The sequence below is a fragment of the Nonomuraea sp. NPDC050786 genome, from assembly GCF_040654115.1.
GTDB lineage: Bacteria > Actinomycetota > Actinomycetes > Streptosporangiales > Streptosporangiaceae > Nonomuraea.
On record NZ_JBFAHJ010000028.1, the window covers coordinates 124,492 to 150,464 of the forward strand.

Annotated in this window: 25 protein-coding genes; 8 read left to right on the forward strand and 17 right to left on the reverse strand. The window is 71.4% G+C overall.

Annotated elements, in window-relative coordinates; genetic code table 11:
• Positions 1–137: 137 nt before the first annotated feature.
• Entirely contained in the window at positions 138–2,699 is a 2,562-nt protein-coding gene (gene pulA, locus AB0H84_RS38875; protein ID WP_357616146.1) for a pullulanase-type alpha-1,6-glucosidase, read from the forward strand.
• 93 nt (positions 2,700–2,792) lie between these two features.
• Complete coding sequence (locus tag AB0H84_RS38880; RefSeq protein WP_357616149.1) at positions 2,793–3,449, forward strand: hypothetical protein; 657 nt, start codon at positions 2,793–2,795, stop codon at positions 3,447–3,449.
• 42 nt (positions 3,450–3,491) lie between these two features.
• On the opposite strand, the gene AB0H84_RS38885 is transcribed toward AB0H84_RS38880, so the two are convergent.
• Positions 3,492–4,067 (reverse strand): Uma2 family endonuclease, encoded by a 576-nt coding sequence (locus AB0H84_RS38885; protein ID WP_357616152.1) that lies wholly within the window; start codon positions 4,065–4,067, stop codon positions 3,492–3,494.
• A 229-nt stretch (positions 4,068–4,296) separates the two neighbouring features.
• Between AB0H84_RS38885 and AB0H84_RS38890 the strand changes: the two genes are divergently transcribed.
• Complete coding sequence (locus AB0H84_RS38890; RefSeq protein WP_357616155.1) at positions 4,297–5,019, forward strand: VIT1/CCC1 transporter family protein; 723 nt, start codon at positions 4,297–4,299, stop codon at positions 5,017–5,019.
• A gap of 12 nt (positions 5,020–5,031) precedes the next feature.
• Here the strand turns inward: AB0H84_RS38890 and AB0H84_RS38895 are convergent, their stop codons facing one another.
• The 6 genes from AB0H84_RS38895 to AB0H84_RS38920 all read right to left on the reverse strand — a co-directional run bounded on the left by AB0H84_RS38895 (position 5,032) and on the right by AB0H84_RS38920 (position 11,435).
• Positions 5,032–5,676 carry a LysE family translocator gene (locus AB0H84_RS38895; protein WP_357616158.1) on the reverse strand — a complete coding sequence of 215 codons (645 nt, stop codon included), beginning with the start codon at positions 5,674–5,676 and terminating at the stop codon, positions 5,032–5,034.
• The gene (locus AB0H84_RS38900) at positions 5,673–6,209 is read right to left on the reverse strand and encodes a hypothetical protein (RefSeq protein ID WP_357616161.1); all 537 of its coding nucleotides are present in this window, start codon (positions 6,207–6,209) and stop codon (positions 5,673–5,675) included. The genes AB0H84_RS38895 and AB0H84_RS38900 overlap by 4 nt, the downstream gene beginning before the upstream one ends.
• A gap of 1 nt (position 6,210) precedes the next feature.
• A complete protein-coding gene (locus AB0H84_RS38905; protein ID WP_357616164.1) occupies positions 6,211–6,567 on the reverse strand; it encodes a spore germination protein GerW family protein in 357 nt (118 codons plus the stop codon).
• Between the two features lie 36 nt (positions 6,568–6,603).
• Entirely contained in the window at positions 6,604–7,995 is a 1,392-nt protein-coding gene (gene zwf / locus AB0H84_RS38910) for a glucose-6-phosphate dehydrogenase (RefSeq protein ID WP_357616167.1), read from the reverse strand.
• A 1-nt stretch (position 7,996) separates the two neighbouring features.
• Entirely contained in the window at positions 7,997–9,628 is a 1,632-nt protein-coding gene (pgi, locus tag AB0H84_RS38915; RefSeq protein ID WP_357616170.1) for a glucose-6-phosphate isomerase, read from the reverse strand.
• Positions 9,629–9,728: 100 nt separating this feature from the next.
• Positions 9,729–11,435 carry an IlvD/Edd family dehydratase gene (locus AB0H84_RS38920; RefSeq protein WP_357616173.1) on the reverse strand — a complete coding sequence of 569 codons (1,707 nt, stop codon included), beginning with the start codon at positions 11,433–11,435 and terminating at the stop codon, positions 9,729–9,731.
• 62 nt (positions 11,436–11,497) lie between these two features.
• Between AB0H84_RS38920 and AB0H84_RS38925 the strand changes: the two genes are divergently transcribed.
• A complete protein-coding gene (locus AB0H84_RS38925) occupies positions 11,498–13,798 on the forward strand; it encodes a phosphoketolase family protein (RefSeq protein ID WP_357616175.1) in 2,301 nt (766 codons plus the stop codon).
• Positions 13,799–13,866: 68 nt separating this feature from the next.
• On the opposite strand, the gene AB0H84_RS38930 is transcribed toward AB0H84_RS38925, so the two are convergent.
• The 4 genes from AB0H84_RS38930 to AB0H84_RS38945 all read right to left on the reverse strand — a co-directional run bounded on the left by AB0H84_RS38930 (position 13,867) and on the right by AB0H84_RS38945 (position 16,863).
• The gene (locus AB0H84_RS38930; protein ID WP_357616178.1) at positions 13,867–14,898 is read right to left on the reverse strand and encodes a PAS domain S-box protein; all 1,032 of its coding nucleotides are present in this window, start codon (positions 14,896–14,898) and stop codon (positions 13,867–13,869) included.
• A gap of 90 nt (positions 14,899–14,988) precedes the next feature.
• Positions 14,989–15,408: an ATP-binding protein gene (locus tag AB0H84_RS38935; RefSeq protein WP_357616181.1), complete on the reverse strand. Its 420-nt coding sequence runs from the start codon at positions 15,406–15,408 to the stop codon at positions 14,989–14,991.
• A 93-nt stretch (positions 15,409–15,501) separates the two neighbouring features.
• Complete coding sequence (locus AB0H84_RS38940) at positions 15,502–16,146, reverse strand: response regulator transcription factor (RefSeq protein ID WP_357616184.1); 645 nt, start codon at positions 16,144–16,146, stop codon at positions 15,502–15,504.
• A gap of 150 nt (positions 16,147–16,296) precedes the next feature.
• Complete coding sequence (locus AB0H84_RS38945; protein WP_357616187.1) at positions 16,297–16,863, reverse strand: hypothetical protein; 567 nt, start codon at positions 16,861–16,863, stop codon at positions 16,297–16,299.
• Between AB0H84_RS38945 and AB0H84_RS38950 the strand changes: the two genes are divergently transcribed.
• The 4 genes from AB0H84_RS38950 to AB0H84_RS38965 all read left to right on the forward strand — a co-directional run bounded on the left by AB0H84_RS38950 (position 16,847) and on the right by AB0H84_RS38965 (position 19,725).
• Positions 16,847–17,119 (forward strand): hypothetical protein, encoded by a 273-nt coding sequence (locus AB0H84_RS38950; RefSeq protein ID WP_357616190.1) that lies wholly within the window; start codon positions 16,847–16,849, stop codon positions 17,117–17,119. The genes AB0H84_RS38945 and AB0H84_RS38950 overlap by 17 nt on opposite strands.
• Positions 17,120–17,496: 377 nt before the next feature.
• Positions 17,497–18,048 (forward strand): hypothetical protein, encoded by a 552-nt coding sequence (locus tag AB0H84_RS38955; protein WP_357616193.1) that lies wholly within the window; start codon positions 17,497–17,499, stop codon positions 18,046–18,048.
• Between the two features lie 110 nt (positions 18,049–18,158).
• Entirely contained in the window at positions 18,159–18,746 is a 588-nt protein-coding gene (locus AB0H84_RS38960; RefSeq protein WP_357616196.1) for a copper resistance protein CopC, read from the forward strand.
• Positions 18,736–19,725 carry a hypothetical protein gene (locus tag AB0H84_RS38965; protein WP_357616199.1) on the forward strand — a complete coding sequence of 330 codons (990 nt, stop codon included), beginning with the start codon at positions 18,736–18,738 and terminating at the stop codon, positions 19,723–19,725. The genes AB0H84_RS38960 and AB0H84_RS38965 overlap by 11 nt, the downstream gene beginning before the upstream one ends.
• 12 nt (positions 19,726–19,737) lie before the next feature.
• On the opposite strand, the gene AB0H84_RS38970 is transcribed toward AB0H84_RS38965, so the two are convergent.
• The 6 genes from AB0H84_RS38970 to AB0H84_RS38995 form a co-directional block, all read right to left on the reverse strand.
• Positions 19,738–20,331 carry a pentapeptide repeat-containing protein gene (locus AB0H84_RS38970; protein ID WP_357616202.1) on the reverse strand — a complete coding sequence of 198 codons (594 nt, stop codon included), beginning with the start codon at positions 20,329–20,331 and terminating at the stop codon, positions 19,738–19,740.
• Positions 20,332–20,348: 17 nt separating this feature from the next.
• A complete protein-coding gene (locus AB0H84_RS38975; protein WP_357616205.1) occupies positions 20,349–21,509 on the reverse strand; it encodes a cation:proton antiporter in 1,161 nt (386 codons plus the stop codon).
• Between the two features lie 8 nt (positions 21,510–21,517).
• The gene (locus AB0H84_RS38980; RefSeq protein ID WP_357616208.1) at positions 21,518–22,000 is read right to left on the reverse strand and encodes a cation:proton antiporter regulatory subunit; all 483 of its coding nucleotides are present in this window, start codon (positions 21,998–22,000) and stop codon (positions 21,518–21,520) included.
• Between the two features lie 40 nt (positions 22,001–22,040).
• Positions 22,041–23,060, reverse strand: a complete 1,020-nt coding sequence (locus AB0H84_RS38985) for an acyl-CoA desaturase (RefSeq protein ID WP_357616211.1) — start codon at positions 23,058–23,060, stop codon at positions 22,041–22,043.
• Between the two features lie 136 nt (positions 23,061–23,196).
• A complete protein-coding gene (locus tag AB0H84_RS38990; protein WP_357616213.1) occupies positions 23,197–24,345 on the reverse strand; it encodes an FAD-dependent oxidoreductase in 1,149 nt (382 codons plus the stop codon).
• Between the two features lie 26 nt (positions 24,346–24,371).
• Positions 24,372–25,952: an MFS transporter gene (locus tag AB0H84_RS38995; RefSeq protein ID WP_357616216.1), complete on the reverse strand. Its 1,581-nt coding sequence runs from the start codon at positions 25,950–25,952 to the stop codon at positions 24,372–24,374.
• Positions 25,953–25,973 lie beyond the last annotated feature (21 nt).

Genomic DNA, 25,973 nt, shown 5'->3' on the forward strand with positions numbered 1-25,973 from the left:
ACGAGTTGGTGGCGCCCGCGGCGAGCAGCGGAGCGGATGCCGCAACGACCGCTGCGGCGGGTAGGAGTACGCCGACATGACGCTCGGAGAGAGATGCTGGATGGTCGTTTTCGGAGATTTCAGAGGGGATTGCCAGCGTGGTGATCCGTGAGGGCGAGGCCAGGGCCCACTGGATCGACCGCGACACGGTGGCGTGGCAGGTCGACCCGTCGTACCGGCACTCCCTGGCCTTCGGCACGGAGGTCGTCCGCCTGACGCCCGGGACGCTGAGCGACGAGCAGCGGCGCCGCTGGCCGCACCTGGCGTCGTACACCGCGCTGAAGGTGGACCCTCAGGATGCCGGCCTGGTGCGTGCGGCGCTGCGCGAACGGGTCGTCGCCGAGGAGCGCGACGCGTCGGGCGCGCTGCTGGCGGCCACGGGGGTGCAGATCCCCGGCGTGCTCGACGACCTGTACGCCGCGGCCGCCCGCGCCAGGCTCGGACCGGCAGGGCGGCTGTTCCCGGAGCTCTCGCTGTGGGCGCCGACCGCGCGCAAGGTCGAGCTGGCCCTGTACGGCGGCGGGTGGTGGCCGCGCCGGGGCGCCGGCGCGCGCACGCTCCACCCGATGCGGCGCGACGACGAGACCGGCGTCTGGTCGGTACGCGGGCTGCCGACGTGGTGGGGGCGCGCGTACACGTTCCTCGTCACGCTCCACTCGGGCACGAACGAGGTCACCGACCCGTACGGGGTGGCAGTGACGCCGGACGGCGGGCGCAGCAGGCTCGTCAACCTGGACAGCCCCGCACTCAAGCCGCCCGGCTGGGACCGCCTCGCCAAGCCCCCGGCCGTCCCCCAGTACCGGGCGACGATCTACGAGCTGCACGTGCGCGACTTCTCCGCCTCCGACGCGAGCCTCCCGGCCGGGCTGCGCGGCACGTACGCGGCCTTCGGCGCGGACTCGGCCGGCATGCGGGAGCTGCGGGCGCTGGCCGGCGACGGGCTGACCCACGTGCACCTGCTGCCGGTCTTCGACTTCGCCACGGTCCCCGAGCGCGCGGCCGACAGGACCGAGCCCGGCTGCGACTTCGCCGCGCTGCCCCCCGACTCCGACCGCCAGCAGGAGTGCGTGGCGCGCACGGCCGCGACCGACTCCTTCAACTGGGGGTACGACCCGCTGCACTACACGGTGCCCGAGGGCTCGTACGCGACGGACCCCGACCGGCGGATCAGGGAGTTCCGCGGCATGGTCGCGGCGCTCAACCGGGCCGGGCTGCGCGTGGTCATGGACGTGGTCTACAACCACACCCACTGCACCGGGATGCTCGACCCGGTCGTGCCCGGCTACTACCACCGGCTCCTGGAGGACGGGACGGTGGCCGACTCCACCTGCTGCCCCAACACCGCGACCGAGCACACGATGATGGGCAGGCTGGTCGTCGACTCGGTCGTCACCTGGGCGAAGCAGTACAAGATCGACGGTTTCCGCTTCGACCTCATGGGCCACCACCCCAAGGCCAACCTCCTCGCCGTCCGCCGCGCCCTCGACGCGCTGACCCCGGCCGCGGACGGCGTGGACGGCAGGTCGATCATCCTGTACGGCGAGGGCTGGAACTTCGGCGAGGTGGCCGACGGGGCCAGGTTCGAGCAGGCCACGCAGGCGAACCTGGCGGGGACCGGCATCGGCACGTTCACCGACAGGCTGCGCGACGCGGTGCGCGGCGGCAGCCCGTTCGACGCCGACCCCCGGGTGCAGGGGTTCGGCTCAGGGCTGGCGGGCGCGCCCAACGGGTCCCCGGCCAACGGCATGGCCGAGCAGCAGCGGGCCCGGCTCGCCTACTACGCCGACCTCGTCAGGGTCGGGCTGACCGGCAGCCTGCGCGACTACGTGCTGCCCTCGGGTCGGAAGGGCTCGGAGATCTCCTACAACGGCGCTCCCGCCGGGTACGCGGCCGAGCCCGGCGAGGCGGTGGCGTACGTGGACGCGCACGACAACGAGACGCTCTTCGACGCGCTGGCGTACAAGCTGCCGCAGTGGACGCCGATGTCCGACCGGGTGCGCATGCAGGTGCTGTCGCTGGCCACGGTGCTGCTGGCGCAGGGTCCGGCGTTCGTGCACGCGGGCAGCGAGCGGCTACGGTCGAAGTCGCTCGACCGCAACTCCTACGACTCCGGCGACTGGTTCAACCGGCTGCTGTGGGACTGCGCCGCCGGGAACGGGTTCGGCGGGGGCCTGCCGCCCCGGGCCGAGAACGAGGACAGGTGGCCGTACGCCCGGCCGCTGCTGGCCGACCCGGCGCTGCGGCCCGGCTGCGCGGAGATCGAGACCTGCCGGGCCCGGTTCGGGGAGCTGCTGCGGATCAGGGCGTCGTCACCGGCGTTCGCGCTGGGGTCCGCCGTCGAGGTGCGCCGCCGGCTGTCCTTCCCGGCCTCCGACGAGGGGGTGATCACGATGCAGGTGGACACGTCCGGGCTGGACCCGCGGTGGTCGTCGGTCACGGTGGTCCTCAACGCCACCCCGTACACGCGCGCCCAGGTCGTGGAGTCCCTAGTAGGGCGGGAGGTCTCGCTCCACCCCGTGCAGGCGGCCTCCGGCGACCCGGTCGTACGGGAGTCGGCGTTCGATCGGGCCACCGGCACACTGACGGTCCCGGGCCGCACGGTGGCGGTGTTCGTGGATCGGCAAATCCCGCACGGATATAGGTGCGACATCCCGAGTTGAGGGAACAGTAACCAGGAATGCACATCACTGGCGTTGGCGGTCGCCGCAGCGCAGACTGGACAGACGGCGATCGCGTGGAGCAGTGGAGCACCCGTGGACAATCAGCTTGATCACATGCCGGTCCTGTCCCGCGGCAGACATCGCAACCCGAAACGCGGTGCCTGCTTCATGGAGCTGGCCTCCTACCTGGCAGGGGAACGGTGGAGCGACCATCCGGCCTGCACCCACCCGTTGCTGGCCGCCCTCGCCCGCCTGGTCAACGACAACACCAGCGACGAGAGCCGCGCCCAGCTCGTCCGGCTCGTGCCGTCCATCATCGGCCTGGCCAGCGACGACCTGAGGGTGGACGCGCAGATCGCGCTGCGCTGCGCCACGACGGCCCTGCCGGTGGCGGCGGCCGAGCGCCAGCTCGCCCTCGCGGTGTCGGTGCTGGCGGCCGAGGAGATGCTGGCCCGGCTCGACGGCGCCCCGTCGGGACGGCTCGGCGAGCTGAGCCGCCGGGCGATGCAAGAGGTGCCGCACGCGGCCGAGCAGGCCCGCCGCTTCAGCCGCGCGGCCAGGATCACGGAGAAGGGCTTCCGCCGGTACGCGGCGCCGAACGCGGTGCAGCTGTCCGTGGTGGGCATCGTCCAGGCCTGCATCGCCGACCCGGACGCGCTGCTGCGCCGGCTCCTGGAAGAGGCGATCGACGACTGCGCCGCCCTCATCCGCACCCCGGAACCCACCATCTCGGCCCCGGTCCACGCCTGACCGTCCTTCTTACGCGGCGCCTGGTGGTGCGGGCGCCGCGGCCTATGCCTCGAGTAGCTCGGCGGGATCGAACGACACGGGGAAGGGCTTGGTCAAGGTCAGCATCTCTCCTGCCTTGGCGCGGCTGACTGTCTCGTATCCGTCCGGGCCCAGCTCGAGCACCTCGACCTGCGGAATGTCGGCGCCTTCGATCTCGACCCTGATGAACACTTCAATGCCGGCTTTGGCGTATTTCGGAGGTTTGATCTCGTAGTCTCGTCGGCGATTGCCCGGCCCCGGGCTGACGACCTCGGCCACCGCGGCCGCCTCTGAGGCGAGAAAGACATCCGCGCGCTCCAGGACCAGGTCGCGGGGCAGCACCGCGACGTCGGGCAGGAAGCCGTCCGCCACCACCTGCACACCGACCCTCTCCACCGCCACGAGCCCTTCCGGGCCGGCCGCCGCGCTGAGAATCGTCCGCAGGCGGCCGGCGCACAGCGCGTGCAGCGCCGTGGGCAGCGGGCTGATCACAAAACTCCCGTCGATCAACTCGATGCGCTCCCCGGCCTCGGGCAGCTTGAGCCAGTCATCGACGGTGTAACCGGTGACCTGGCCGACCGGGAACAGGAGGGTCCGCATGGGCGGCGGATGTGCGACCAACCACCCCGCAATCGGCTGAGAACTCATTTCTGGCCGCCTTCACACGATCACACAAAGTGACGCGACGACATTACACTCCCTTGACCCGCCGCGCGCCCGTTACGCGAGTACCCGCTTCTTCGCAGCTCAGGGAAGCCTCGCCTTCGTTGCGGATCTTGGTGATGTGTGCCTACATTTCGATGAAATATCGGAAAAGTGGAGGCATTTCATGACGATTGAGTTGACGCGGCCGTATTCGCCGGAAAAGCACCACAGTCACAGGGATGTCACCGGTGGGTGGTTGCGACCCGCGGTGTTCGGGGCGATGGACGGGCTGGTGTCCAATCTCGCGTTGATCGCCGGAGTCGTGGGCGCCGCCGGAGCGGGGCGGGGGGCAGTGCTGGCCGGGGCCGCGGGGCTGATCGCCGGCGCCTGTTCCATGGCGGCCGGTGAGTACACCTCCGTCAAGTCGCAGACCGAGCTGATGCGGGCGGAGATCGCCGTCGAGCGGCGGGAGCTGGCCCGCAACCCCGAGGGCGAGCAGGCTGAGCTGGCGGCGCTGTACCGGGCGCGGGGGCTCGACGACGACCTCGCCCGGCGGGTGGCGGCGGGGCTGTCGGTCGATCCCGAGCAGGCGCTGCGGGTGCACGTGCGCGAGGAGCTGGGCGTGGACCCCGACGACCTGCCCTCGCCGTACGTGGCCGCCGCCTCGTCGTTCTGCGCGTTCGCGACCGGGGCGCTGGTGCCGCTGGCGCCGTTCCTGCTCGGGGCCTCCGGGCTGGTGCTCGCCGTGGTGGTGAGCGTGCTGGCGCTGTTCGGGTTCGGGGCGGCGGTGGCGCTGATGACCGCGCGGCCGTGGTGGCTGGGCGGGCTGCGGCAGCTCGCGCTGGGCGCGGGAGCCGCCGCCGTGACGTTCGGGCTCGGGCATTTGCTGGGCGTCACCGTCTCATGACGCGCCGCGCGTTCACGGGCGGGAGGCGGCGGCCAGCTTGACGCCGAGGGCGATGAGGGCGGTGCCGGTCAGGCCGTCCACCACCCGCCGTACGACGGGCCGGGCGAAGAGCTTGCGCAGCGTGCCCACCACGTTCGCCACCACCAGGAACCACGCGACCGTCCCCACCAGCGCGATCACCGACAGCACGAGGGTCTCCCCCAAGGGGGCCACCGAGCCCACCGAGCTGACGAACTGCGGCACCAGTGCCACGAAGAACAGCGCCGCCTTCGGGTTGAGCACGTTCGTGAACAGGCCCTCCGCGAACGCCGCCCACGCGCCGCGCCCCCCGGCATCGGGCAGGTCCAGCTTGAACCGGCCGCCCGAGCGCAGGGCGGAGTGGAGCGCCCTGGCCCCCAGGTACAGCAGGTAGGCGGCCCCGGCCACCTTCACCACGGTGAACGCCATCGCGGAGGCGGCCAGCAGGGCAGCGATGCCGGTGGCCGCCACCACCACCCAGACGAACACGCCCACGGCGATCCCCATGGCCGCCGCCATGCCGTACAGGCGCCCGGAGACGGCGGAGCGGCGTACGACGACCGCGAAGTCGGGACCGGGCGACATCGCCCCCAGCATCACAATTGCGCCGAAACCCGCGATCTGCGCCAGAGAGATCATGCGGTCGATCTTACGAGCACCCGGCCCTCCGGGATCAAGGTGGACCGCTCCCACGTCCAGGTCGGCACGGTGATCATCTCGGCCGGACGGTCGAGGTGGACGGGCGTGTCGAGAAGCGCGGAGTGCGGGGTGAGCGGCAGGCCGCCCTCGGGGATGACGACGGTCTCGAGCGGCGTGCGCAGGGTCGGGCCGTCCGGCTCGTCGAGCTCGCTGCGTACCCAGGTGTCCTCCCCGTCGAAGGACGTGAACGCCAGCGCCCCGCCGGGGGCCGCGCTGGAGTGGCGCAGCGTCCCGGCGGGCAGCCAGCCGTGATGCCCGGCCCGGTAGGTGATGCCGGAGACGCGCAGCTCACCCTCCAGCAGCACGAACTCCTCCCCCGCCAGGTAGTGCCCGTGTTCGGCGCGGGCCCAGCCCGGCGGGAAGCGCACGAGCGAGGCCGAGCCGTCCAGCGGGGCCTGCCGCACCGGAAGGTTGGAGCCGGGGATCAGGAAGTCGCGGAAGGCCAGCTCCGCGCCGAGCAGGTCGATCAGCACGTCACCGCCTACGCCGCCACTTCTTGAAGATGGAGCGGATGGTCAGCGCCACCACGACGAGCACGATCTGGCCGCCGATCACGATGCGGTTGACGTCGACGGCGGGCCGCCACTGGACGTCGCCGTCCTTGATCAGGAACACGCCCGCGGGCGTGGCGCTGAGTCCGAAGCCGCCGCCGCTGCCGCTGCCCCTCTCATCGCCCTTCTCGTCCTTGCCCTGCCCATGCCCTCCGCCGCCGCCGTGGAGAACCCTGGCGACCGGGACGACGATGAGGTCGCCCTGCCGGATCGGCTCGCCGAAGACGCGTCTGACGGTCGCGGTGTCCTGCGCCTGCTCGACCACCTTCATGATGTCCATGCCCCATCGTTACCACGGATCGCCCGCCTGGCCACCTCAGTCGAACGTGGTGGAGATCTCGTGCCAGCCGCCCGGCGCGATCTTCGCCGCCGGCTCGGGCCCCCAGGACCCCTTCTCGTACGGCAGCGGCGCGTCCGGCAGGTCGAGCACCCGCTGGACGATCCGCCACGACTCGTCCACCAGGTCGAACCTGGCGAAACGCCGCGGGTCGCCGCTGATGGCGTCGGTGAGGACGCGCTCGTAGGCGGCCTCCATCGGCCCGAGCACCTTGGTGAAGTCGACGCTGACCGGCACCGGCCTGGTGTGCTGCTTGCCCGGCTCCTTGGCCAGCAGGTCGAAGGTGACCCCGGCGTCCGGCTGGAGCCGGAACCTGATGAGGTTGGGGCTCGCGGGCGCGTCGCCGCCGCGGAACATCGTCACCGGCGGCCTGCGCAGCTCGGCGACGATCTCCAGGTCGGTGGTCGGCAGCGCCTTGCCGGAGCGGAAGCACCACGGCACGCCGGCCCAGCGCCAGTTGTCGACGTAGGCGCGCAGGGCGACGAACGTCTCGGTGGTGGAGCCGGGGCGCACGCCCTCGGTGTCGAGATAGCCCGCGTACTGGCCGCGTACGACGTCGGACGGGTCGATGGCCTGGACGGCGCGGAGCACCCGCCACTTCTCGTCGAGCTGGGCACGGGCGTCGGTGGACGGCGGCGGGTCCATGGCGAGGATGGCGAGGAGCTGGAGCAGGTGATTCTGCACCACGTCGCGGATGGTGCCGTTGGCGTCGTAGAAGGCGCCGCGGTCGCGCACGTCGAAGTCCTCGGCCATGGTGATCTGGACGCTGCGGACGTGGTTGCGGTTCCAGATGGGCTCGAGCAGGGTGTTGGCGAACCTGAAGACCATGAGGTCCTCGACCGGCTCCTTGCCCAGGAAGTGGTCGACGCGCCGCAGGTGCTCCTCGTCGAAGTGCTTCAGCAGCTCGTCGTTGAGCGCGCGGGCGGAGTCGAGGTCGTGCCCGAACGGCTTCTCCACGACGAGCCTGGCGTGCTGGTTGAGCCCCACCCCGGCCAGCCCCTCGGCGACCGCGGCGAACAGCGCCGGTGGGACGGCGAGGTAGTGGACGAGGAAGCCCTTGCCCGCCACCTCCTCGCGCAGCCTGGCGAACGTCTCGGGGTCGCGGTAGTCGCCCTTGACCAGCCGGAGGTTGCCGGCCAGCTTGTCGAAGGCGGCGTCGCGCACGCCGCCGACGGCCTCGCGGGCGTGCTCGCGCAGCCCGTCGAGGTCCATGTCGGTCTTGGCCACGCCGATGATGGGCAGGTCGAGGCGGCTGTCGGCGGTGAGGCGGTAGAGGGCGGGCAGGACCATCTTGCGGGCGAGGTCACCGGTGACGCCGAACAGCACCAGCGCTCCCGCCCGCTCCGTGCCGTGCGCGCGTGTGTGCCCCATGTCAGACGCGCCTTCCGCGCAGCTCGCGGTATTTCCGGACGAGCCGCTCGGTGGAGGCGTCGGGGAACGTGGCGGGCGCCTCCTCGGAGGTGAGCGCGGGCGCCAGGTCCAGCGCCATCTTCTTGCCCAGCTCGACGCCCCACTGGTCGAAGGAGTCGACCCCCCAGATGGTGCCCTCCACGAACACGATGTGCTCGTAGAGCGCGACGAGCTGGCCGAGCGTCGAGGGGGTCAGCTTGGGCACGAGGATCGTGGAGGTGGGCCGGTTTCCGGGCATCACCTTGTGCGGCACGATGTCGGGCGGGGTGCCCTCACCGGCGATCTCCTCGGCCGTCTTGCCGAACGCCAGCGCCGAGGTCTGGGCGAGGAGGTTGGCGGTGAGCTGGTCGTGCATGCCCTCGCGGTCCTCGAACGGCTCGGCGAAGCCGATGAAGTCGGCCGGCACGAGCCGGGTGCCCTGGTGGAGGAGCTGGTAGAAGGCGTGCTGCCCGTTGGTGCCCGGCTCGCCCCAGAAGATCTCGCCGGTGGCCGCCGTCACGGGGCTGCCGTCGGCGCGCACGGACTTGCCGTTGGACTCCATGGTGAGTTGCTGCAGGTAGGCGGGGAAGCGGTGCAGCCGCTGGCTGTACGGGAGCACGGCGCGGGTCTCGGCGCCGAAGAAGTCGGCGTACCAGATGCCGAGCAGGGCCATCAGCACCGGCATGTTGGCCTCGAACGGCGCGGTGCGGAAGTGCTCGTCGATGGTGTGGAAGCCGGCCAGCATCTCGCGGAAGCGCTCGGGCCCGATCGCGATCATCAGGGAGAGGCCGATGGCGCCGTCGTAGGAGTAGCGGCCGCCGACCCAGTCCCAGAAGCCGAACATGTTGTCGGTGTCGATGCCGAACTCGGCGACCTTCGCGGCGTTGGTGGAGACGGCCACGAAGTGCTTGGAGACCGCCTCCTCGCCCAGGGCCTCGACCAGCCAGCGGCGGGCGACCCTGGCGTTGGTGAGCGTCTCGAGCGTGGTGAACGTCTTGGAGCTGACCACGAACAGCGTGGTCGCCGGGTCGAGCCCGGCGAGGTTGCCGGTGATGTCGGCGGGGTCGATGTTGGAGACGAACCGGGCCGCGATGCCCGCGTCGGCGTAGTCGCGCAGCGCCTCGTAGGCCATGGCGGGGCCCAGGTCGGAGCCGCCGATGCCGATGTTGACCACGGTCTCGATCGGCTTGCCCGTGGCGCCCTTCCACTCCTTGGACCTGACCCGGTCGGAGAACGCGCTCATCTTGTCGAGCACGGCGTGCACGTCGGCGATCACGTCCTGCCCGTCGACGGCCAGCTCGGCGTCACGGGGCATGCGGAGTGCGACGTGGAGGACGGCGCGGTCCTCGCTGACGTTGATGTGCTCGCCGCCGAACATGGCGGAGATCCTGTCGCGCAGCCCCGCGCGCTCGGCCAGGGACACCAGCAGGTCGATCGTCTCGCCGGTCGCGCGGTGCTTGGCGTAGTCGAGGTAGAGGTCGCCGGCGGTCACGGTCATGCGCTCGGCCCGGCCCGGGTCCGCGGCGAACAGCTCGCGCAGATGTCTGCCCGCCAGCTCCTCGTGGTGCTTGCCGAGAGCCGCCCACTCCTGGCTCTGGGTGATGTCGCCGTTCACGCTTGCTCCTCGTGTCGCCAAAACCGGATCATCATTGTCCCTGCCAACCCTTACCCCATGAGGTTGATTCCTCGCGCGGCGGAGGGGAGTCTTTAAGCGCTCAGTGGGATTCGCGGCCCACGTGGTCGCCGCTGGAGCCGACGAGGAAGTCGAGGTCGGCGCCGCGGTCGGCCTGGGTGACGTGCTCGACGTAGAGACGCTCCCACCCGCGTAAGGGCGTGGCGTGCCCCCGCAAGACGGGCTCCCTGGCGGCCAGCTCGGCGTCGGGGAGGTCCACGTCGAGCCGCCTGGCGGCCACGTCGAGCACGATGGGGTCGCCGGTGCGCACCTTCGCCAGCGGGCCGCCGGCCGCCGCCTCGGGCGCGGTGTGCAGGACGACCGTGCCGTACGCGGTGCCGCTCATGCGGGCGTCGCTGATGCGCACCATGTCGCGCACGCCCTTCTCCAGCAGCTTGGCGGGCAGCGGGAGGTTGCCGACCTCGGGCATGCCGGGGTAGCCCTTGGGGCCGCAGCCGCGCAGGACGAGCACCGAGGTCTCGTCGATGTCGAGGTCGGGTGAGTCCAGCCGGGCGTACACGTCCTCGATGCTGTCGAAGACGACGGCCCGGCCGCGGTGCCGCAGGAGCTCGGGCGAGGCGGCGGCGGGCTTGATCACCGCGCCGCCGGGGGCGAGGTTGCCGCGCAGGACGGCGATGCCGGCGTCGGGCAGCAGCGGGGTCGCGCGGCGGCGGATGACGCTCTCGTCCCAGATCTCCGCGCCCGCCAGGTGCTCGACGAGGGGCCGCCCGGTGACGGTGATCGCCTGCGGGTCGAGCAGGTCCTCGACCTCCTTCAGCACGGCCGCGAGGCCGCCCGCCCTGAACAGGTCGTCCATCAGGTGCCGCCCGGCCGGCTGGAGGTCCACGAGCAGCGGCACCCCCGAGCCCGTGCGGTCGAAGTCGTCGAGGGCGAGGTCCACGCCGAGGCGGCCGGCGATGGCCAGCAGGTGGACGACGGCGTTGGTGGAGCCGCCGACGGCGGCGAGGGTGACGATGGCGTTGAGGAACGAGGCCCTGGTCATCACCTGGCTCGGCCTGCGCTCCTCCTTGACCAGCTGCACGGCGAGGCGGCCGGTCTCGTGGGAGCGCTCGAGCAGGCGGCTGTCGGGCGCGGGGGTGCCGGCGGTGCCGGGCAGCGTCATGCCGAGCGCCTCGGCCATGCAGGCCATGGTGGAGGCGGTGCCCATCGTGTTGCAGTGGCCGCGGCTGCGGATCATGGACGACTCGGAGTCCAGGAACGCCTCGCGGGAGAGCGTGCCCGCGCGCACCTCCTCGCTCAGGCGCCACACGTCGGTGCCGCAGCCGAGCGGCGCGCCCCGGAAGTGGCCGGTCAGCATGGGGCCGCCGGGCATCACGACGGCGGGCAGGTCGACCGAGGCGGCCGCCATGAGCAGCGACGGGATGGTCTTGTCGCAGCCGCCGAGCAGCACCACGCCGTCGATGGGGTTGGCGCGCAGCATCTCCTCGGTGGCCATGGCGGCCAGGTTGCGCCAGAGCATGGCGGTCGGCCGCACGTTTGTCTCACCTAAGGAGACGACCGGCAGGTTGAGCGGGACCCCGCCGGCCTCCCAGACGCCGTGCGCGACGCTCTCGGCCACCTCGTTGAGGTGGGAGTTGCACGGGGTGAGGTCGGAGGCGGTGTTGGCGATGGCGATGTGCGGCTTGCCGCCCTCGAACGCCTCGCGGGGCAGGCCGCGCCGCATCCATGCCCGGTGGATGTAGGAGTTGCGGTCGTTTCCCGAATACCAGAGCGAACTCCTCAGAGCCATATGCGCCACCCTATCGGGCCGGCCCGGGATTCAGCACGTCCTGTGGAGGAAGCTGCAGAGGCATGGACCATATCGACGCGTACTGGCGGGCGGCGAACTACCTGTCCGTCGGGCAGATTTACCTGCTGGACAATCCGCTGCTCAGCGAGCCGCTGCGGCCGGAGCACGTCAAGCCGCGCCTGCTCGGCCACTGGGGCACGACACCCGGGCTGAACTTCTGCTTCGCCCACCTCAACCGGGTGATCAAGGAGCGGGACCAGGACATGATCTACATCGCCGGTCCCGGGCACGGCGGGCCCGCCGCGGTGGCGCACTCGTGGCTGGAGGGTTCGTACTCCGAACGCTATCCGGACATCTCGCAGGACGTGGAGGGCATGCGCCGGCTGTTCCGCCAGTTCTCCTTCCCCGGCGGGGTCCCGAGCCACGTCGCCCCCGAGACGCCCGGCTCGATCCACGAGGGCGGGGAGCTGGGCTATTCGCTCGCGCACGCGTACGGGGCCGCGTTCGACAACCCGGACCTGGTCGTGGCGTGCGTCATCGGCGACGGCGAGGCCGAGACGGGCCCGCTCGCGGCGAGCTGGCACTCCAACAAGTTCCTCGACCGCGACCGCGACGGCATCGTGCTGCCCATACTCCACCTGAACGGCTACAAGATCGCCAACCCGACCGTGCTCGCCCGCGTCCCCGAGGCGGAGCTGCTCAAGCTCATGGAGGGGTACGGCTACCGCCCCCACGTGGTGGGCCCCGACCACGGGGAGATGGCACGGGCGCTGGACAGCGCGTTCGACCAGATGGCCGCCTACAAGCGCGGTGCGGCCGACCGGCTGCCGATGATCGTCCTTCGCACGCCGAAGGGCTGGACGGGGCCGCGCGAGGTGGACGGCAAGCAGGTCGAGGGCACCTGGCGGGCGCACCAGGTGCCGCTCTCCAAGGTCCGCGAGAACCCGGCCCACCTGGCCATGCTCGAGGAGTGGATGCGCTCGTACCGGCCGGAGGAGCTGTTCGACTCCGGCGGCAGGCCCGTGCAGGGGATCCTGGACACCGTGCCGCGCGGCACGCGCAGGATGAGCGCGAACCCGCACGCCAACGGTGGCGAGCTGCTCGCGCCGCTGCGGCTGCCCGACTTCCGCAGGCTGGCGGTCGAGGTCAAGTCGCCCGCCACGCAGTCGAGCGAGCCGACGCGGGTGCTGGGCGGCTTCCTGCGTGACGTGATCGCCGCCAATCCCCGGACGTTCCGGCTGATGGGCCCGGACGAGACCGAGTCGAACCGGCTGTCGGAGGTGTTCGAGGTCACGGACCGGGCGTGGAACGCCGAGGTCCTGCCGACGGACGAGAACCTGGCCCCCGGCGGGCGGGTGATGGAGGTGCTGAGCGAGCACCTGTGCCAGGGCTGGCTGGAGGGCTACCTGCTGACGGGCCGCCATGGGCTGTTCAACTGCTACGAGGCGTTCATCCACATCATCGACGCCATGTTCAACCAGCACGCGAAATGGCTGGAGTCGTCGCAGAAGATCCCGTGGCGGCGGCCGGTGGCGTCGCTGACGTACCTGCTGTCGTCGCACGTGTGGCGGCAGGACCACAACGGGTTCAGCCACCAGGACCCGGGCTTCCTCGACGTGGTGGTGAACAAGAAGGCGTCGGTGGTGCGGGTCTACCTGCCGCCGGACGCGAACACCCTGCTGTCGGTCGCCGACCACTGCCTGCGCTCGCGCGACTACGTCAACGTGATCGTCGCGGGCAAGCAGCCGGTGCTGGACCTGTTCACCATGGAGGAGGCCGTCGCGCACACCACGCGCGGCCTGGGCATCCTGCCCTGGGCCTCCACCGACGACGGCGCCGCCCCCGACGTGGTGCTGGCCTGCGCGGGCGACGTGCCCACCCAGGAGACGCTGGCCGCCGCCGCCCTGCTGCGCGAGCACGTCCCCGACCTGCGAGTACGGGTCATCAACGTCGTGGACCTGATGCGGCTCCAGCCGCCGTCGGAGCACCCGCACGGCATGCCGGACGCCGAGTTCGACACCCTCTTCACCACCGACAAGCCGGTCATCTTCGACTTCCACGGCTATCCATCGCTCATCCACCAGCTCACCTACCGCCGCCACAACCACGCCAACATCCACGTGCGCGGCTACAAGGAGGAAGGCACCACGACGACGCCCTTCGACATGGCCATGCTCAACGACATCGACCGCTACCACCTCGTCATGGACGTCATCGACCGCGTGCCGGGACTCGGCGCCACCCAGGCGCATCTGCGCCAGCGCATGAGCGACGCCCGGCTGCGGGCCCGCGCCCACACGCGCGACCACGGCGAGGACACCCCCGAGATCAGGTCGTGGACGTGGCCGGACGCATCCTCGTAGTCAAGGACCCAGGGTTGAAGCCCTGGGTCTGCGTCTCGCGGTCCGGATCCCGACAGAGGCGGTCCAGGTCATGGTGGGGCGGTGCCGGTCAGGCCGAGCTCGCCCGGTCCTGACGCCGCCCGTTGGACGGCGGGCACCCAGAACTCCACGGTCGTGCCCTCGCCGGGAGCGCCGCGGATGTCCCACCAGCCGCCCGCCGTCTCGGCCCGTTCGCGCATCTCCATCAGCCCGAAGTGCCCGTCCCGGCTCTCCCGGTTCGCGAGCCCGACCCCGTCGTCGCGCACGCGCGCGTGGACGCCGCCGTCGAGCGAGACCAGCCGCACGCTGACGGAGTTCGCCCCGGCGTGCTTGCGCACGTTCGTCAGGGCCTCCTGGCAGATGCGGAACACGGTGATCGCGGCCTCGGGGGGCGGTTCGCCGTCCAGGTCGAGCACCAGCTCGTACGCCATGCCCGCCATCTCCCGCTCCAGGTACGCGGCCAGCCCCTCCGCCAGGCCGTCGCCCGGCGGCCGTAACCGGAAGGCCAGGTCGCGCAGGCGGTCCACGGCGGCCTCGACGGCGTCGTCCAGCGGGGCGACGGCGGCGGCGTACTCCGCGGGCAGCCGCTCCCGCAGGGCGCGCAGCCGCATCCCGACCGCCACCATGGACTGGATGGTGTCGTCGTGCACGTCGGAGGCGATGCGGCGGCGCTCCCGCTCCTGGGCCTGGACGAGGTGGGTGAGCAGCAGGCCGCGCTCGTCCAGCGCCCTGGCCATGCTGCGCCGCTCGGTCAGGTCGCGCGTCACCTTGCCGAACCCGCGCAGGTCGCCGCTCTCGTCGAACAGGGCGGTGATGACCACGCTCGCCCAGAAGCGGGTGCCGTCCTTGCGCACCCGCCACCCCTCCTCCTCCCACCGGCCGTCGGCGGCGGCCGCCTCCAGCTCCATGGGAGGCTTGCCGGCCGCCACGTCCTCGGGCGGGTAGAACACGGAGAAGTGGGTGCCGATGATCTCCTCGGCCGTGTAGCCCTTGATGCGTTGAGCTCCGGCGTTCCAGCTCACGATCCTGCCGCGCGGGTCCAGCATGAAGATGGCGTAATCGCGGATGCTCTGCACGAGCAATCTCAGATCTTCTTGCGGGAGGTCATCCACGGCCATACTGCAGCTTTTCATGACACAGCGTGAGGACCCAAACTCAGGTCCCCCATATGCTCAGGATTCTGAGCGAATGCCCCGCATCGGGGCAAGGCGGGGCTCCAGCTCGCACCACACCACTTTGCCGCCATCGCGGGGCGAGATCCCCCAGCCGGTGGAGAGCAGACCCACGACGTGCAGCCCCCAGCCGTTCGCCGGACCGGGCTCGCGCTGCTCGGGCAGCCGCTCGCCGTCGTCGCCCACCTCGATGCGCACCCGCGACGAGTCGCCCCTCATCCGGAGGGACGGCGGGCCGTCGCCGTGCACGAGCGCGTTCGTCACGAGCTCGGACACCACCAGCAGAACATCCTCGTGTTGGCCCTTGTAGCCGCACTCGGCCAGGGCCTGTCGGGCGATCCGGCGCGCCGCCGTGATGCTGCCCATCTCCTTCGGCAGAGGCGTGTCCACCTGGTACGTCCCCACCCCCTCGCTGCCCACCCCTCTACTCTCGGGGAACGCGGCACTCGATCACGAGACGCAGGCGCTCCATTACGCCTGATGCACCTGGGGACGGGACATGATGCAGATGCATCAGTCGAGCAGCCCGTCCCTGCGGGCGATGGCCACCGCTTCCAGCTTCGAGCTCGCACCGAGCTTCTCCAGGACGTGCTGGACGTGGTTGCGTGCCGTGTTGCGGGCCACGCCGAGGCGTTCGCTGATCTGGGCCGTGCCGGCGCCCTCGGCCAGCAGCAGCAGCGTCTCCCGCTCGCGAGCCGTCAGCGCGGACCCCAGCAGTCCCGCCCGCCCGGTCAGCCGGTCGAGCATCCCCGGCAGGAGCCCGGGCGCGAGCACCACCCCGCCGGAGGCCACCTCCCGTACGGCCGACTCCAACTCTCCCAGCCGGGACGACTTCACCATCAGCCCGGCGCCCCCGGCCGAGACCACCCTGGCCGCCACGGAGGCGGTCGCCTCGCCGGTCAGCACCAGCACCCGCGCCTTGGGGGCCGCCGCGGAGAGCCTCTCGATGGCCGTGATCCCGTCGCCGTCGGGCAGGCGGCGGTCGAGCACGACGACGTCGGGCTGGAACCTCCGGGTCTCCGCCACCGCCCCGGCGATGGTCCCGGTCTGCGCCACCACCTCGAAGTCGGGCGCCTTGCCCAAGGCCAGCCCGATCGCCTCGGCGACCATGGCGTGGTCCTCGACGAGAATCACCCGGATCGTGGGGGGAGTCGCCATCCTGCGTCGTGCCTCTGTCCGTGGGGGTCCTGCTCCCGCTCAAGCCGCCTCAGGAACGGCCTGCGCCACGAGAAGTCTGCCACGATCCACCGCGCCCGCACGACCCCATGGCGCTTCTGCTCGCCGCGCGGCGTCCTCCTGGCCGGCTGTCTACTTGCTGGATATCGGGTGCCCCTTGAACATCGGGTGCTTGGTCTCCCAGTATCGCCAGCCCTCCACCCGGGCCGGCACGTTGGCGATCCCGCTGGCGACCTTGACGTCGCGGCACGTCCCGAGCTGCGACCAGGCCGACCAGCCGATGCGGTATCCGAAAACCCGATACCACATATTGCCGTACATTCCCTTGGTGATCTCCCGCGAATATTCGTGGCCGGTGAAGACCATGTGCCGCTCTTCGAGGTGCGGGAGTCCCATCAGGCGGAATTGGCGCACCAGGTCCTTCGTGGTGAACTTCTCGGTGACCGACCACAGCCTCTCCTGCTCGGTCTCCAGGAACGCGCGGATTTCGTGCTCCCTCGTCACCGTCACCGTCATCGTGCCTCCGGGGCCGTCGATGAAGCGGGTGCGGGGCAGGAAGAAGTTCCGCGGCGAGAGGCGATGGACCTTGAAGAACAGATGCTCGTCGCATCTGCCCCGGCCGAGGACGTCGTGCGGGAAGAGACGGGCGTCGGTCGCCGTCGCCGTGGCCGTGGCGGTCTCCGTGGCCGTCTCGGTCACCGTCGGGGTGGGACTCGGGGTCGGGGTCGGCGTGGGGCTCAGGGTCGGCGTGGGGGTCGGGGTCCGGGTCGGGGTCGGGGTACGGTTCGGGGTCGGGGTCCGGTTCGGGGTCGGGGTCCGGTTCGGCGTCGGGGTCGGGGTCGGGGTCGCGACACCGATGCGGACGTCGATGCCGCCGTCCGCGTCCGCCGCCGGGGTCGAGGTCGCGACCAGAGCCATCGAAAGGGAGCCGCATATCGCCCTCTTCATCGCGTGACGTGCCGTAGGCCGGCCAGGCATGGCTTTGGCTTTTGTCCGGAGAATGGGCGTGAACATGTACCGTTCCTTTCGGAATGTGTCGCAAATTGACCCGCGAGCCCCAATGCGGCCCGTACTGCCGAGCGGCCCGAACAAGATCGGTACGATGTTTGCAGTTGCCATCGGCCAGGCCGCCGCGCCACGCCGGAGGCGAATTCCCCGTGCCCGGAAAGAGCCGGTGAAGAAGTGTCGTCATCGGGTCGCGTCTTTGGCAAAGAGCCACCATGGCGACCCGCGCCGCGACGGCCGGGCATGTGACGCCTCCCGACCCCGGCAGGGTTCGGCCGCGCGTGAAATCTGAGACTTCCTCACTGATTTTCGAGGAGAATATCGGTTGTGCCCTCCGCGTCCTCAGTGCTGCGTCTCGCGCGGGCCGTCGTGTTCGCGACGGTCTGCGGTGCGGTGTCGGCGGGCGGGCACGCGCTGGCGGGCGGCGGGCCCGTGCCGTTCGAGGTCTATCTGGCCGGGGTGCTGGCCGCGCTCGGGCTGGCGTACCTGATCGACGGGCGCGAGCGCGGGCCGGCGGCCGTGCTGACGGCGGCCATCGGCACGCAGATGGTGCTGCACCAGCTCTTCGAGCGGCTCGCGCCGGCCGCGGGGGCGGGCGCGGGGCACGGGCATCCCGCGCCGGGCATGGCCCTGGTGCATCTCACGGTGGCGGCGCTGACGGCGTGGTGGCTGCACCGCGGCGAGCGCGCGCTGTGGCTCATGATCCGCCTGTACGCCGGGCCGCCACCGCTCATCCGGCTGCTCGCCGCCGCCCCGGCGGAGTTCGCCACGCCCTTGTGGCGGCCGGTGACCTCCGATCTTCCCGTGCGCTCCGACAGGACCGTCTCCGGCGCGATCCACAGGCGAGGCCCGCCCGGCGGGCCAGGGCACGTGGGCTGAAGTCCGTGCCCCTCGGCTCGCGCCCGCGTGGGCGTACCCTTGCCTATGTCCGGACGGCGCCCGCCGGCCAACGACGCGCGCGGTCCGGAAGATCGTTCTGGAGACCCATCATGGCATTCCTGCCACGTCATATCCTCGGGGCGGCACTCGCGGGTGCCCTCGCCCTCATGGTCACCGCTTCTCCGGCGCTCGCCCATGACGCGCTCAAGAGCAGCTCGCCCGCCAAGGGCGCACAGGTCGACTCGGTCAAGGAGATCGAGCTCGAATACAGCGCCGGCGTCAAGTTCCCGTTCGTCGTGCTGCACGACGCCGCCGGCAAGGCGGTCCCGCTCGGCAAGCCGCGGCTCGCCGGTCCCAAGGTGCTCACCGACGTGCCCCAGCCGCTGGCCCCGGGCGCGTACGTCATCGCCTGGCGGGTCGTTTCGTCCGATGGGCATCCCATTGAGGGCGAGATCCCCTTCAGCGTGAAAGGATCAGCTTCTTCATCGGCCTCGTCCTCGCCCACCGGCGGGCAACCCACGACGAACCCGGCGCCGCAGGCGGCAGTGAGCGCTGCGGCCGGTGAGCGGTCCGCGGCGTCGGGGGGCATTCCCGGATGGATCTGGGGCGGGCTGGCGGTGCTTGTCGTGCTGGGTGCGTTCGTCCTGATCCGGACCGCGCGCCGCGGCCCAGATCGGGAGGAAGTGGATGCTGATTGAGGAAGCCAGACAGATCGCTCGGCAGTGGGTCCAGGAGGAGGGCGCCGCGCTGCCGGGCTTCGACGGTGCGTTCCTGACCGGGTCGGCCCTGTGGGCCGGCCCTGCCGAGGAGCTGGCGCCGACCTCCGACGTGGACGTCGTCGTGGTCGCGAGCCGGCCCGCCCACCTCGGGAAGTTCGCCTACAAGGGGGTCCTGCTCGAGGTCTCCTCCGTTCCCGCGCTCGGCTCCACCCACGACGTGCTGAGCGACTACCACCTGGCCGGCAGCTTCCACCTCCCGTGCGTGCTGGCCGACCCGTCGGGGCGGCTGACCGAGATGCAGCGGGTGGTCTCGCGCGACTTCGCCCAGCGGCCGTGGATCCTGGCCCGCTGCACCAACGCCATGGACCGGGTGCGCGGGTTCATCAACGGCATCGACGAGCGCGCGTCCCTGCCCGACCAGGTCAACTCGTGGCTGTTCGGCACCGGGGTGACCACGCACGTGCTGCTGGTGGCCGCGCTGCGCAACCCCACGATCCGCCGCCGGTACGTCGACGTCCGCGACCTGCTCGCCGAGCACGGGCGGCTGGACTTCCACGAGAGCCTGCTCGGCCTGCTGGGCTGCGCCGACCTCAGCGCGGCGCGGGTCGGGCGGCATCTGACCGCGCTGGAGAAGGTGTTCGACGCGACGGCCGGCCTGCGGGCGCCCTCCTACCGGTTCGACTCCGACATCACCCCTCCGGCGCGGCCCGTCGCCATCGACGGCACCCGTGACCTGATCCGGCGCGGGCTGCATCGGGAGGCGGTCTTCTGGCTGGTGGCCACGTACTCGCGCTGCCTGGCGAAGCGGTCGGCGGCCGGCCGCTCCGGCTACGAGGACGGCTTCCGCGAGTTGCTGGCCGACCTGGGCGCCGAGACGCGCAAGGACCGCCGCCGCCGGGGGGACCTCGTCCTGGCGGCGCTGCCGGGAGTGTGGCAGACCGCGATGGCCCTGTGCTGACGCGGGCGGGCGCTAGTCCCGTACGTCCAGCCCCAGGGCCGTGGCCACGACCGTCGCCTGGAACGGGTCGATGATCGCGCCCTTGAGCGTGACGGTGTGCGGGTCGAGCGTGCTCAGGTCGCTGCCGCGCAGGTCGCACCGCGTCAGGTCGGCGCCGCGCAGCGAGACCCCGGACAGATCGGCCCGGCGCAGCTCGGCGCGCTCCAGCCGGGCGCCCGCCAGGTCGGCCTCCCGCAGCCGGGTGCCGCGGAAGACGCTCCCCCGCAGGTCGGCGTCGATCAGGCTGACGTACGACCAGTCGCCGCCCTCGACCTTGAGCAGCCCGTACGTGCAGCCGTCGAACACGCTGCCCGTCAGCTTGCACCCGTCGAACGTGGCGTCGAAGAACGAGCACCGCGTGAACGTGCAGTTGAGGAAGCGGGCCTCGTCGTGCGCCGACACGTTGAACCGCACGTTGCTGAAGTGGCACTCCTCGAAGGAGGAGCCGTGGTCGACGAGCTCGGTCATGTCCACGTCCTGGAACAGCACCCGGCGGTAGCTCTCACCGGAGATCTCGAGGCTGTCCCAGTCGGTGGACCAGATCGTCTTCTCAGTGGGCAGGGCCATGCGAACAAACTAGCGGATCAGGCTCGCTTCGCGATGGACGTGATGAGCGGCTGCACCAGCTTGGCCGCCAGGGGGCCGAAGGCCGCCAGGATGAGGACGTACGCCGCCGCCAGCGCGCCGAGGTCGGGATGCGCGCCCGCGCCCACCGCGAGCCCCGCGATCACGATGTTGAACTCGCCGCGCGGGATGAGCGCGATGCCCGCCCGGGCCTGGCCGGCCTTGCCGATGCCCGCCCTTCTGGCCGCGTACGCGCCGGTCAGCAGCTTGGTGACCATGCTGATCAGGGCGAGCAGCGCGGCCAGCCCCGCCACCGGCAGGATCTTCGCCGGGTCGGTCTGGAAGCCGAAGAAGACGAAGAACACCGCCGCGAACAGGTCGCGCAAGGGCGCGAGCAGCGCGTGCGCGTCCTCGGCGAGCTGGCCGGAGAGCGCGATCCCGACCAGGAACGCGCCCACCGCCGCCGACACCTGCAGCTGCTGGGCGAGCCCGGCCACGAGCAGGGCCAGCCCGACCACCTTGAGCAGCAGCACCTCGGAGTTCGGGCTGGACACGAACGCCTCGATGAACCGCCCGAACTTCAGGGCCACGACCAGCACCACGCTCACGGTCAGCAGCGCGATGCCCACCGAGACGGCCCCGCTGACGAGGCTCAGCCCGGCCAGCATGGTCGTCAGCACCGGCAGGTAGACGGCCATCGTCAGGTCTTCGAACACCAGCAGCGACAGCACCGTCGGCGTCTCCCGGTTACCGAGCCACCCGAGGTCGGACAGGACCTTGGCGGTGATGCCGGAGGAGGTGGCGTAGGTGACGCCCGCCATGGCCACGGCCGCGACCGGACCCCACCCGAGCAGTAACGCGCAGACAGCGCCGGGGGCGGCGTTGAGCACCAGGTCGACGATGCCCGCGCGGGCGTTGCCCGTCAGGCTGGTCACCAGCTCGTCGGCGTTGTACTCCAGGCCGAGCGTCAGCAGCAGCAGGACGACGCCCAGCTCCGCGCCGACGGAGATGAACTCCTCGCTGGTGGCCAGGGGCACCAGCCCGCCGGTCCCGAAGGCCAGGCCGGCGATCAGATAGAGCGGGATGGGAGAGATGCCGACGCGCAGCGCGAGCGCGCCCAGGACTCCCAGACCAAGCAGTACAGCACCGAACTCGAGAAAGAGCACCGCGGTTTCGTGCACCCGCGGCCCTACCCGTCCGCCAGGATGCCGGCCACTTCGGCGGTGCTGTCCTCGCTGCCGACGACGACCACGACGTCGGCAGCCCTGAGCACGAACTCGGGCCCGGGGCTGGCGAACACCTGCCCGGCGCGCACGATCGCGACGACGGAGGCGCTGGTACGGGTCCGCACGCGCGCGTCGCCCATCGGTCGCCCGGCGTAGGGCGAGCTGTCGGGGATCGGCAGCTGCACGCTGACCAGGCCCTCGACCTCCCGGTGCAGCTGGTTGAGCCGCTGCACGATGCGGGGGGCGCCGAGGAGCTCGGCCAGGGCGTCGGCCTCCTCGTCGTTGAGCTTGACCACGTGGCACACGGCGTCGGGATCGTCCTGGTCGTAGATCACCAGGTCCCGGCGGCCGGTGCGGTGGGACACGACACCGACCCGCTGTCCTTTACGGGTGGTGAAATCGTGACGTAGCCCGATTCCCGGCAGCGCTGTTTGCTCGACCTCCACCTATCCCACCCGTCTAGATCCGTCTATTTTCGCCTAAACCCTACCTAATGCGAAGAGGACGCCCTACCTCGTGCAAGTGGCGCATGGCCTGGCCCCACGACTCGAACAGGCCGCATTCGACGTAGTCGACGCCGATCTCCGCGCAGTACTCGCGGACGATGGGCCGCGCCCGGCGCAGGTTCGCGGTCGGCATGCTGGGGAACAGGTGGTGCTCGATCTGGTAGTTGAGGCCGCCGAGGGCGGTGTTGACCAGGCGCCCGCCGCGCACGTTCCTGGAGGTCAGCACCTGGCGGCGGAGGAAGTCCAGCTCGTCCTCCGCGGTGAGCACCGGCATGCCCTTGTGGTTGGGCGCGAACGTGCAGCCCAGGTAGACGCCGTAGCACGCCTGGTGCACGGCCAGGAAGACCAGCGCCTTGCCGGCGGGCAGGACCAGGAACACCGCCCCCACGTACGCCAGCACGTGCGCGGCCAGCAGCAGCCCCTCGAGCTTCCTGCTCTTGAGCGACGGGCGGCGCAGCGCGCGGAAGCTGGACACCTTGAGGTTGATCCCCTCGAGGGTGAGCAGCGGGAAGAACAGGAACGCCTGCCGGCGCCCGATGAACCGGGCGATCCCCCGCGCGGTCTCGGCCTGCCGCTCAGACCAGACCAGGATGTCGGGCGCGACGTCGGGGTCGTGCTCCTCGTGGTTGGGATTGGCGTGGTGGCGCGTGTGCTTGTCCATCCACCAGCCGTAGCTGAGCCCGACGGCCAGGTTGCCCACCAGCAGCCCGGCCGCCCTGGAGGTCCGCCGCGACCGGGAGATCTGCCCGTGGGCCAGGTCATGGGCGAGCAGCGTGACCTGGGCGAACGCCACCGCGAGCAGCACCGCGACCGGGACCTGCCACCAGGAGTCCCCGACCGTGGCGAACAGCGCCCAGCTGCCCGCGAACAGGGCCGCGACCAGGCCGATCCTGGCCGTGTAATAGCCCGGCCGCTTGTCCAGAAGCCCCGCCTCCGCGATGCGGCGCGACAGCCTGGCGAAGTCGCTGCCCCGCTGGGCGGTGATGGTGGAGGTCCCCACGATCTGTCTCCGATGCTGATGAGTCGTACATGATCACTCATCAGCATCGCGGGAGAGCGGGTCCGGCGGACCCCCGCTGTCACCCCTTCTCGTGGTAGTGCGTACCCCACCATCATCGGGGTGGCGGCGCGCCGGCTCAGATCGGCTGCAGGGCGGGGAGCGCCACCGGGCCCGGTGCCGGCAGGGCGGTCTCGCCGTGGACGTGCAGGTCGCGGCTGAAGGCCGCGAGATAGGCGTCCCGGTCGGGGAAGGTGGCGACCAGGGCGTCACCGTAGGCGATGAGCTGCTCGTGGGCGTGCTTGCGGGGCTCGTAGTGGGCGGACAGCAGCCGGTCGAGCAGTTCCTCGTCGCCGCCGGCGGCGCAGATGACGTCCGCCAGGATCTCCGCGTCGCGCAGGGTGTAGCTCATGCCCATCCCGGTCATCGGGTGGCAGGCGAACGCGGCCGAGCCCAGCAGTGCCGCGTTGCCCTTGTGGTACGCCCCCAGCCGCAGCGTGGAGACCTTGATCCGCTGCCAGGCCGCGGGCTGGAGCGAGTCGAAGGCGTCCGAGCTCTCGGTGACGAACTTCTTCAGTTCGTCGGTCAGCGCCGGGATGCCGTCCTGGAAGATCGCCTCTTCGTCCTCCGGGGGCAGGCCGACGAACACCCTGGCCTGGTCCCTGTTGAGCGGGTAGAAGTAGGAGAACCACCCTTCCGAGCTGAAGTACAGCCGGTTGAGCCGGGCGATGCTGGCGGTCAGCGGCACGGTGGCCACCCGCATCGGCAGCCGCTCGTACGGCATCGTGCGCGGTTCGATGTCGAGCGCCTGCCGTATCGCGGACTTGGTGCCGTCGGCGCCGATCACGACGCCGGCCCGCAGCCGCCGCCCGTTCGACAGCGCCAGTTCGCCGACGCGGCCCTCGTCCATAGCGATGTCGTCGACGCCGGCGTCGAACCAGAAGTCGACGCCCTCCATGGCGCACCACGTGTAGATGAGCTCGACGAGCTCACGGTAGGGCCGGATGAGGAAGCCGTCCGGGTAGTGGCACTCCTGGATGGGCTCGCCGTCGTGGTAGTAGCGGACGACGTCGCGCCTGAGGCCATGGCGTCCGGCGAGGTCGGCCAGCCCGTGCCGGGCGAGCACCTGCAGTCCTGGGGGCTTGAGGAAGTCGGCGCCCGCGCCCGGGACGGAGGGTCCCTGCTCGATGACGACGACGCGCTGACCGCGGCGGCTCAGCAGGAGGGCGAGGAAGCAGCCGCCCAGACCGGCGCCGACGATGGCTACGTCGCACGATGTGGTTGCCATGACGAGAGCCCTTTCGAATGGTTGAACTAGTTCGTGTGCCCGCGGGTGGAGGCGAGCGGGCCGGGCTCGGCCGCCCGCTGCCGCGGGACACTCTCGGCAGCGGTGTCCATGGGGGGTGTGCGGGTCTCGACAGGCAGCAGCGCGTCGGCCTCCGCCGCCACGGTGGCGAGGGTCATGCGCAACTCCAGCAGCAGCCGGCGCGGCACTTTGATCATGACGTCGCCAGGGTCGGTCCGCAGCCGGGTGATCTTGGTGAGGGCCAGTGCGCCGATCAGCACGGAGATGGCCACGCACAGCGCCAGCGCGCCCGCCAGTCCGGCGAAGGGGCCGGTCATGAACGGGTGGTCGATGACGACCGACACGACGGCGACGCCCACGGCGCCGCCGACCATACGCGCCATGGTGGCCGCGCCGACGGCGGAGGCGTACTGGTGGGGGCGGGCGGCCAGGGTGGTGGCGACGGAGGTGCCGGGCGCGAGCGCGCCGACGCCCATGCCGACCACGACGCTGGCGACCAGGCCCCACACGGTGGGTCCGACCTGGATCAGCACGATCACGCAGGCGCCGCCGCAGAGCAGCGAGCCGGCGTAGATCAGGCCGTACGCGCCGACCCGCTTGACGAGGCGGCCGGCCAGGAAGCTCGTCACGACGACGGCCACCGAGGTGGGCGTCAGCCACATGGCCACTTCCAGCATGGGATAGCCGAGGTGGAGCAGGTACAGCGGCTGCACGGTCAGCAGCCCGTACGACAGGGCGCCGAACCCCCAGGTGGCCAGCCAGCCCCAGACGAACCTGGGCCGCCGCCACAGGGCCAGGTCGATCGCCGGCAGGCGGTGGTGCTTGGCCTGCGCGAGTGCGCCGCCCAGCAGGGCCAGCGCGGCCAGCGCCAGCCACACCACGTCCATGCCCCAGGCCATGGCCTTGGAGATGGCCAGCACGATGACCGCGATGCCCGCGGCGAGCAGCCACGCGCCCAGCATGTCAGGCAGGCCCCTGGCCCCGGCGCGCTTACCCGGCGGAAGCCCGACGCAGGCGATCAGGAGCGCGACGCCGATCACGACGTCGGGGACGAACAGCGACCGCCAGCCGACGGCGGCGGCCAGCCAGCCGCCGCCCGCCTGCATGAGCAGGCAGCCCAGCCCGGAGGCCGAGCTCCACAGCGCGATCGCGCCGCGCCGCTGCGACTCCGGCAGCTCACCGAGGAGCAGCCCGAGGCTGGCGGGGATCATCGCCGCGGCGCCCGCGCCCTGGACGGCCCGCGCCGCCAGGACGTACGACCAGGAGTCCACCAGGACGGTGGCGATCCCACCCAGCACGAACACCACGAGGCCGACGACGAGCACCCGTCGCCGACCGGCCAGGTCCGCCCAGCGGCCCGCGGTGGCCAGCAGCGCCGCGATCGGGATGAACGCCGCGCTGGTCAGCCAGACCAGGTCGCCCAGCGGCATGCCGGCGCCGGCGGATGTGTACCGCAGCACTCCGACTGCCAGGGTGGTGGCCGTGGTGTCGGCCATCACCGTCAACATGACACCCGCGCCGACCAGCCGCAGCATCACGGCGTGACGGCGGTCTACGGTGCTCGTCCCCCGCGCTGGTGACGAACGCACGTGGTCACCTCCAAGCTATGT